This is a genomic window from Verrucomicrobiia bacterium (genome assembly GCA_035946615.1).
In the GTDB taxonomy this organism is placed as follows: Bacteria; Verrucomicrobiota; Verrucomicrobiia; order Limisphaerales; family UBA8199; genus DASYZB01.
The window spans coordinates 1-9,315 of sequence record DASYZB010000138.1; the positions used below are offsets into that span (position 1 = coordinate 1).

The 9,315-nt window shown below is 55.3% G+C and carries 5 protein-coding genes; 2 read left to right on the forward strand and 3 right to left on the reverse strand.

Annotated elements, in window-relative coordinates; all coding sequences use genetic code 11:
• Window positions 1-234: 234 nt before the first annotated feature.
• Entirely contained in the window at window positions 235-6,093 is a 5,859-nt protein-coding gene (locus VG146_20180) for a S8 family serine peptidase (protein HEV2394676.1), read from the forward strand.
• 102 nt (window positions 6,094-6,195) lie between these two features.
• On the forward strand, window positions 6,196-6,969 hold the full coding sequence (locus VG146_20185; protein HEV2394677.1) for a hypothetical protein: 774 nt from the start codon (window positions 6,196-6,198) through the stop codon (window positions 6,967-6,969).
• 33 nt (window positions 6,970-7,002) lie between these two features.
• Here VG146_20185 and VG146_20190 read toward each other — a convergent pair whose 3' ends face one another.
• The 3 genes from VG146_20190 to VG146_20200 all read right to left on the reverse strand — a co-directional run.
• Entirely contained in the window at window positions 7,003-7,632 is a 630-nt protein-coding gene (locus tag VG146_20190; GenBank protein HEV2394678.1) for a tetratricopeptide repeat protein, read from the reverse strand.
• Between the two features lie 49 nt (window positions 7,633-7,681).
• Window positions 7,682-8,533 (reverse strand): Ku protein, encoded by an 852-nt coding sequence (locus VG146_20195; GenBank protein ID HEV2394679.1) that lies wholly within the window; start codon window positions 8,531-8,533, stop codon window positions 7,682-7,684.
• Between the two features lie 27 nt (window positions 8,534-8,560).
• Window positions 8,561-9,315, reverse strand: a 755-nt coding sequence (locus VG146_20200) for an ATP-dependent DNA ligase (GenBank protein ID HEV2394680.1), incomplete at its 5' end; no start/stop codon positions are given.

The window sequence follows — 9,315 nt, forward strand, 5'->3', positions numbered from 1 at the left end:
CAATAACCTGGTGCGGATTGCGTGGTCCACCAATTTCCCGGGTGAGACCTTGCAATACTCGACATCGCCGACGGGGCCCTGGACCGACCTCAATCTGCCGGTAACCATCGAAGGCAACCAATACGTTGTTTATGACGCCATCGCCACCCGCCCCAGGTACTACCGGCTCTATCCGTGACCAAGAGATTTGGTTCGTAAACTCGGACCGATATTGGTTTAATTGCCTTGGTTTCGATGCGCTGGCGATACTGGACGTGGCTTTTACTGAGCCTGCTGTTTTTGGCCCTCATTTGGATGATGAGCGGTCCATTTTCGAGCAGCAGAAGGCGGTTGGTCGTGTCATCGGGGGGGAATGTCGGCGGCCACAAGCTGCCAGGTGATTCGTCAAATGGATTGAATCGGCGCCAGGGAAAATTCACGAATCAGAGGGCCATTGGTGCGGGGGCGAGGCGCTTCCCTCATCGCCTCACCAACACCTTGCGGAACCTCGGCCAGCTTGCGCGCTGCCCGACGGCCATCCTGTTGGAGAACGCGCTGCTGGATACCGCGCGACCACTGGACATACGAATTCCTGCAGGGTTGCGCGCCCAAGGAGAAGCTGGCAGTTATATTGTTCAAGCCCGCGGCCCCCTCACCGATGGGTTCCGGGCATCGCTAAAACAAGCCGGAGCAACGACTGCCGCTTACATCCCTAACAACGCATACCTGGTCCGCCTCTCGGGTGCGGGTGCCCGCGAGCTTGCGGGTGACCCTCGAATACAAGCCGTTCTTCCTTTTGAACCTTACTACAAGCTCAAAGAGCCTCTGTTGACAATGACTTTGGAAGAAGCGGCGGCTAACCTCCCGCAAACAGCAATCGCAGCACCAACACCGGGAGAAGCCGGAACAGAAAGCGCACAGGCAGGCGGTTCGCCTTCCGAGGTTTCATTAAACCTCCTTCTTTTTCCTGATGCTTTTTCCACGACTGCGGTCTCCGTCACAAATCTGACAATTCAGGTCTTGGCGGAGGAACTGTCCCCGTTTGGGCGTCTGCTCAAGGTCCGCGCTTCCTCGAGCAACCTGGCTCTTCTGGCAAGCTTGCCTGGGATTCAGGAACTCGAACTCGCCCGCTTGCGCCGGCCTGCGAATGATCTCAGCCGTGTTTTGACGGGCATCGCGCCGGACCCGCAGACGCCTGTCAATTACCTCGGGCTGACTGGAACGAACGTGGTGATTAATCTGAACGATACGGGGGTGGACACGAATCAAGCCGATTTGATAGACCGCGTGTTAGTCGATTTCCCGCTCAGCGGGGTCGATACCAATGGCCACGGCACGCATGTTGCCGGCATTATCATCGGCAGTGGGGCTTCCTCGACGAGACTTACCAATGTGCCGGGCTCTCCGATGCCGGCCCTAGAGTTCCAGTTCCGCGGCAAAGCGCCGGCGGCGCGATTGCTTTCTATGGTTGCGGGTCTCGGTTCGGGCTCGGCCAAGTCGGATACTTACCTCCAACAAACTGCGGCTGCCACCAATGCCTTTATCTCGAACAATAGCTGGCTGTATGACGGGGATTATGGTTACGACATGGCCGCAGCCAGCTACGACGCGGCAGTGCGCGATGCCTTGCCGCAGGTAACTGGGTCTCAACCGCTCCTATTCGTCTTTGCCGCCGGTAACGCGGGCCACGGAACCGATGATGGCGCCGGCGGACTGCCGGATAGCATCCAATCACCCGCAACCGCCAAAAACGTGATCACCGTCGGGGCAATTGAGTTGCCACGTTTTATCACCAACGAGACCTGGTCTTGCTCGAACGGCCCGAACTGCCAGACGAACCAGCCATGGTTTGCTCTCACCGACTCGACTAATGAGGTCGCCGGGTTCTCGAGCCGGGGCAATGTGGGAATTGGGGTTGAAGGAGATTTTGGGCGATTCAAACCGGATGTCGTGGCCCCCGGAACGTTTGTTATCTCATCCCGCTCCGGACTTTGGGACCAGGCCGCTTACTACTCCGAACCAGACCCGTTTGCCTCGTCCGCGGATACGAATCAGTCGGTGGTCCTCAGCAATTTGAATGAGACGCTTGGCCCGTTTTACCGGTTCGAGTCAGGCACCAGCCTTTCAGCCGCCGATGTGTCGGGCACCCTTGCCCTGATGCAGGAGTTCTTTCAGCAGCGCCTGGGCCGAACCAATAGCCCTGCCCTGATGAAGGCCCTTTTGATTAATGGCGCGCGTTCGGTGGGTAACCTTTACGATTTTCGCAGCTCGGGAGGTACGAATTTCCAGGGCTGGGGCCTGATCAATCTGCCGCACAGTATTCCGGCGGCGCTGACCAACCAGAATTCTACTGGTAACCCGCTAGTTTTCTATGATCAAGACCCGTCCAGCGCCTTGGCGACAGGCCAAAGTGAGACTCGTTTTGTGACGCTCAGTCCTGGCGCCCGAAATCAGCCGCTACGCGTAACACTGGTTTGGACCGATCCACCGGGAAACCCGCTCGCTAGTATCAAACTGGTTAATGACCTGGATTTAATAGTAACCAATCTCGATACCGGAGAGGTCTTCTTCGGCAATGATATCCCGGCGGGCAGCCTTTTCAATCAACCATGGGACATCCATAGCGCGCCAAACATCGATTCGGTCAATAATGTTGAGAACGTTTATATTGCTCCTTCATTAGCCACCAATTGCTCGGTGACGGTTTATGCCGACCACGTTAACGTCAATGCGGTTACTGCGCATCCAGACGATGTGGTTCAGGATTACGCCCTGGTTATATCGAGCGGAGATGGCCAGGTTTGGGACGCGATTTCTGTCAGTAACAATCCTCCGGCTGCCACTGCGTCGCCGCTCATTACGCAGGTGACGAACAGCCTTGTTGATAGTAGTGGGGATATGGGCGCGCTTTTGCTGCATCAGCGCGCAGGGGCCAGCACCCCGCTGCTAGGCACCAACACCGTGTTGCTGGCCGATGGCACGAGTCTCCTGACCATCGGCATGACAAATCAGTGGCATTTTTATGTCGTGACAAATGAGGCCTCTTACACCAATGCGGCTTTCGTGGTGTGCCAGCCTCGGTCGCTTTCGATTCAGACCCTACCGGGAGCTTCCAATGTTACCTCTGGCCTGGCCATGTCGAACAATTCACTGGGCGAGCCAGACCTGGACCTCTATGTGTCACGCGACCCAGGGCTGACCAATCTCGATCCGAATGTCCTGGCGATGGCCGATGCTTCTGTCGGCCGCGGGGGCACAGAAATGCTCATCTATTCGAATGCCACCCCTGGCGCCTATTATATAGGGGTGAAATCCGAATCGCAGGAGGCCGCTGAATACACGTTCCTCGGCCTCCTTTGTGAACAGCCTTTCGCCCAAATCGACGCGCAAGGAAACCAACTAGTTCGCGGAATACCCTCTCCGGCCCTGATTCCCGGCGCCACAGCGGCCCAACCTGGGGAAGGCTACGTATTTTGCCTCGCCCCATACACCATGCCTGTGCATCGGGTAATTGTTACCAATACGATCACCACTCCGTCCATGGCTGACCTCGCAGGAACCCTCTCGCATAATCATGCATCCGTTGTTCTCAATAACCATTCCCTACAAGGCGCATTAAACAGCCAGGCATTTGTTTATGATGACAGCGCCCAGGCGGATGTCCCCGGGGCGCAGCCTGCGGACGGACCGGGAAGCCTGCGCGTCTTCGACGGAATGCAAGGTGCGGGTCTGTGGCTATTGAGCGTGGAAAGCACAAACAATCCCGGCACCGATGAAAGCCTTGCGGTTTTTCTCGAAAGCCAGCAAGATATGACCGGAGGGATTTCTTCTTCGATCCTGCCTGGCGCTTGCCGTGACGATTTCATTTATTTGCAGCCGGGCACCACCAACCTGACAGCAAATGTCAGTTTTAATTCCGGCTCCGGTCCGTTCTCGACACAGCTCTGCCCAATTGATGTAACGACCAATTGTGCTGCGATACTGACCTCAGGCTCGCCGGGCAACGTGACGGTGGTCGCCGACGACACAACGCATCCGCCGATAAACCAAGGCCTGTATCGGCTTCGGGTCTGCAACCTGGGGCCTGATGTCGCTAGTATAACGGCGGTGTCAACGACTGCGGTTGATCCCAATCCACCTGGCCAGGTGACGTTCACTTTTAGCGGCGATATGCCGATCCCGGATGACGCGCTTTCGACCTCGACGCTCTATGTTACGAACACGGACCAGATCCTTTCAACAGAAGTTGGAGTGCGTATCGATCACCCGCGCGTCTCGGACTTAATGTTGAATCTAGTCAGTCCCTGCGGCGCCCGGGTTTTGTTGGCGCAGAACAGAGGCGGCCTCTCGACCAACGGCATGGGAATTAACGTTTTGGTGACGAACATGCAACCGGTCTCCTCGACAGGCGGTCCCCAGGCCTCGACGAACACGTTCGATACCGGCCAGACCTCCGGCATGATCAGCATCAACTACGATATGTACGCGCTGCCGGATGACATGCGCATCTATTATCAGGGGAATCTGATCTACGATTCCGGCTTGGTTAGTTACAGCGGCTCGACAAATATTAGCTACGGCCCTGGCAATTCCACCTTCATCACCATCGTTATGAACGAAGGGGGCAATTACGATACGAACACGGCTTGGTTCTACATAGTCACTTCAACGCGTGTGGCTCCGTTATACTTCACCTTCACTGAGAACACCAACCTCACGGTCATTCCCATTAAGTTCGCTCCAACTCCTCTGACCAATATTGACTACTCCAATCCCGGATTTGCTCCATCGAGCGGGATATTTTACCTGCCGGAACAATCTCTGAATGCGTTCAAGGGTGAATCGGCGGCGGGCTTGTGGACGCTGGAAATCAAGGACGCCCGTGCCGGGGCAACCAATCCACCACCGGTCCTTCAGGGCTGGGATTTATCCTTTCTATTCCGCGACTCGATTCCCAAACCCATCGCATTAAGCCAGGCACAACTTGCCACTAATGCGCTGGGTCCCGGCCAGATTCAATGGTTCTACGTTGATGCTCCGCCTTGGATTAGTTTCGCCACCAATTCCCTCGAAGCCGCCACGGCGCCGCTTAACCTGCTGTTTAACCAGACAAATCCACCTACGGGCACCAACGCCGGAGATGTTTTTCTTTTGAGGAGCGTCACCAATTCCAGTCAAGTCCTCCAAACCAATGGTGTGCCGCCGTTGCTTCCGGGCGCCCGCTTTTATCTTGGGGTCCAAAACACCAATGCCGCCACGCTGAGCTTTGTGCTCGCGGTGGGCTTCGACATCGCGAATGTTGTCACGTTGTCAGACGGTGTTCCCTTCGCCAACAGCAACCCCGGCCCGCCCGGTCCGGTCGATTACTACCGCTACACTGTCAGCACGAATGCCGTTCGAGCTCAGTTCGAGATTAACGGCCCGACTGCCGGGATGGCGCTGGTGGCTCGCGAGGGGCTTCCGTTGCCAAGCTTGACCAGTTACGATTATTCGAGCGCCAACTCGGGAACAAATGACCAACTCATCGTCGTTCACGATTTCTCGAATCCTGTTGCATTGGCGCCGGGTGACTGGTACCTGGCAGCCATCAACCTTTCCGGCAAGCCGTCCAGCTATTCAATCCTGGCAACAGAATTCGCATCGCCTGGGACAAATTTCCTTTTAACAGGCCAGGTAACCGCCGGAGATATTTGCCTCACCTGGCCCAGTCTGCCCGGGGTCCACTATTATGTGCAGGGCGAAGTTAACCTGACCGATCCTGCCTGGACCACACTCTGTTCCACTATAACTGCGACGGATTATTCAACCACGTTTTGCATTGCTCTGGCTTCCCCCTTTGAGTTTTTCCGTGTCCGCGAGGGTTTGGTTCTCAGTGCCGCGCCTCTGAACCTTTCTCCCATCCTCTACTCGCCAAACGGCGTGCTGTTGCAATGGACCGCCGCGCCCGGAACCCGATTCTCTGTGCAGTGGAACCTTTCTCTCTCTGTGCCGGATTGGTCCACATTTACCAACGTCGTCACCTCATCAACCAGCTCTTTCTCGTTTTTCGATGATGGCTCCCAATCGGGCGGTCTGAGCCAGACGCGCTTTTATCGGTTGCTGCAGTTACCTTGAGGCTGCGTCTATAGGAAGGTGATTTTCAAGGAAGGTGATTTTCCTTGCCACAAAACCCGAACGACAGCAGACTTTGGATGAGTCGCTGATTCAGAACCGCCCATGAAACGTCTTGCGCAAATTCTCGTCTCGTTAGCATTAGCCTGGTCTTCCGCCGATGCGCAAAGCAGTTTCGAAGCGATTTCGAGTTACACGGCTGGCAGCGTAAACGCATTTACCACCGGGACAGGCGGCTGGGTGTTTCAACCACAAGTGGACATGTCGGTCACTAACCTGGGTTGCCTGGAGGGTCTGGTGAGCACCTACGGGCCTGTCAATATCGGTCTTTGGGCCGATCAGGGCGGTGTGTTGCTGGCCTCGACGGTGATTCAGCCAACCAATGCTCTTTTTAACGGCACTCGCTACGCCACAATTAGTCCGGTGCCCTTGAGCTCCGGGCACCTCTATCGCATTGGCGCTTACGCGCCTGGCGGCCTGTCCCTGAACTTGATCGGCCCGCCTCCGGATTACGACGGTTCGGTGACCCTCTCACCGTACGTTTCTTTGGTCAGCTCGGCCCTTATCACCAATGGCTTCCTGTTTCCGAGTTCCTCCGGCCCCAGCGGCACCCTGCTCCTGGGCGCCAATTTCCGATTTTCGGCCAACGTGGTCTATTCACCTCCCCCGACGCTCTCCATCACCAATAGCGGGACGAACAGCGTCATTGTTTCCTGGCCGCTGCCCGCAAACGGATGGGTCTTGGAACAAACCTCTGCCCTGGTCCCACCGATTTCATGGGCGCCCATTTCACCGCCCTACCAGACCAATTCTTCTCGTGCCTGGATAGTGGTTTCACCAGCGGTTGGAAATCGCTTTTACCGGCTTTATATTCCCTAACCAACCGCTCGCGAACAGCGAACGACCAGCTAATCAGGTGCTGGCGGAGCGGGAGTTTCGGGCGGCAGCGAGCGATTTCTTGAGTTTCTCCAATAAGTCTTCTGCCTTGCGTCCCTCATTGGCAGGAACCAATTCCCGGTACTTGGTTAGAGCGCTTACCGCAGCGGCTGCTTCATTATTGATGGCTTGAGCAAGGGCCAAATTGAAATAGACGTTGGGAAAGGAAGGATCAACTGTCGCAGCCATTTCGTAATGGATTTGCGCGAGGCGAAAATCGTTCTCATCGAAATACATATTGCCCAAATTGAAATGGGCCTCGAAATGACGCGGATTATGTTTCAATGAGGACGTAAAGCAATCGAACGCTTTGGCAATGCGCCCCTGTTTGGATTCAATGATACCGAGGTTGCAATAGGCATCGGCGACGCAATCCTGTTCCTCAATCGCCTTGAGGTACAACTCGGCGGCTTTCGGATCACTGCGTTCATCCCACATGAGGGCCTGCTCGAAACAGCCCAAGGCTGGCGTAAATGCCAGGATTTGGGCCATTGGCTGAGGAAACAAATTGAGTTGGTTCGGATTCTCAGCGGTTTTCGCCCGGTTCCTGACCCGTTTGTATCCGAACTTCGAGGCCTGAACGGGGAATTTTAGGATTTGGCCCATTCGACTTTGCAGCCAATACAGGTGAGTTTGTGTTTTCGCTTCAAGGCAACTATGCGACCTTCCGCTGCTTTGCAGGCTTCACCTCAGCCGGTCGCTTCTTCTCTCCCTTTGCTTTTTCCATGGGCTTCTTCTGCGCCTTTGTTCGTTCAATACTCTGCCGGAGCGCGGTCATAATATCCACCACCGGTTTCTCCTCTTCCGCAACGCTGATGACTTGCTTGCCCGCAATCTTTGCCTCGAGCATCTCGCGCAGCGCATCCCGGTAGTGGTCCGTCAAATCCAGCTCTTTCAAACTGGACGCCATGGATTCGACCAGGCTGACCGAGAGTTTGAGTTCGTCTTTGTTGACTTCCTTTTGCTCGATTTGGGGAACGCTCTCCATCTTTCGCAGCTCCTGCGGATTGCGCAGCTTGTAAAGTACGAGGCCGCCATCCAGGGGCGATATCATCACTACTTCTTCACGGTCGCGCAGAACGACCTTGCCGATGCCGACCTTGCCGCTGGCTTTGAGGGCCTCAGTCAGTAGGGAATAGGTCTTCGCCGCCACCGGCCCGTCCGGGCCCGCGAAATAAGGGGCGTCATAAAGTGTCGGATGAACTTCGCCGGCGTCGATGAATCCGGCAATCTCGATTACCTTCGTGCTCTTGAGCTTGATTTTCTCGAGGTCCTCTGGAGATACGATAACGTATTGTTCCGGCTCGAATTGGTACCCTTTGACTATCTCCTCCGTAGTGAGAGTTTTGCCGCATTTTTTGCACTTTTTATCGTAACCGACGGCGCCGTTATCCTCCTTGTGCAATTGATTGAACCGGATGGTTTCTTCGGTGTCCACCGCGTTGTAAATGCGGATAGGAATCGTTACTAGCGAAAAGCGGATATGGCCTTTCCAGATTGATCTCATAATTCACCTATAATGATGTGACCAGGTTCATAGCTTCAGCGAAGGCAGCATTCCATTTGCCAAATCCGGTCTTAATCTTACAAAAACAGGCTCGCGCAAGAGCCCATCCGGTGTCCATGAGGCAAATGCCACTTCACACGCGAGCTTGGGTTGCACCCAAACAGAACGCGCCTCGTCGAGCGGTTTCTCTTTAACCGGTCTTTTGGTCCGTGTCAACTTTCCTAACTCCCTAACCACAACCTTTAGCATCGTTTCATCGAAACCCGCCCCTACTTTACCGATATATTTGAGCTCGTTCTCGCCCGGAATAGCCAGGTGCAAGGCGCCAAAGCTGGTTTGTCTGTCACCTTTGCCCTGTGTATAGCCGATGATGACGCATTCAACGGTTTGGCGTGTTTTGATCTTCAGCCATGCCTCCCCCCGCTTTCCGGGCAGATAGGTGCTGGCGCGCTGTTTGGCCATGATGCCCTCCAAGCCCATGGCTTTCACCGCTTCGAGTAAAGGCGGACCTTCTTCAAAAACTCCGCTCAGGCGGTAGGGTGAACCGGTTTTAACAGCATCTTCCAGCCATTCGCGCCGCCGATCCAGAGGTTCATTGACAATGGCTCGGCCATCCAGGTAAAGACAATCAAACAGGTAAAATACCGCCGAATGCTTAATTCTGTCTCGCGCGATGCCGCCATCAGCCGTTTGCTGCATGCGATGGATAACGTCCCTGAAGTTTGGCCGCCCATCAGGTTCCAAACAAACAATCTCCCCATCGAACAAGCCGCTGGTTGCCC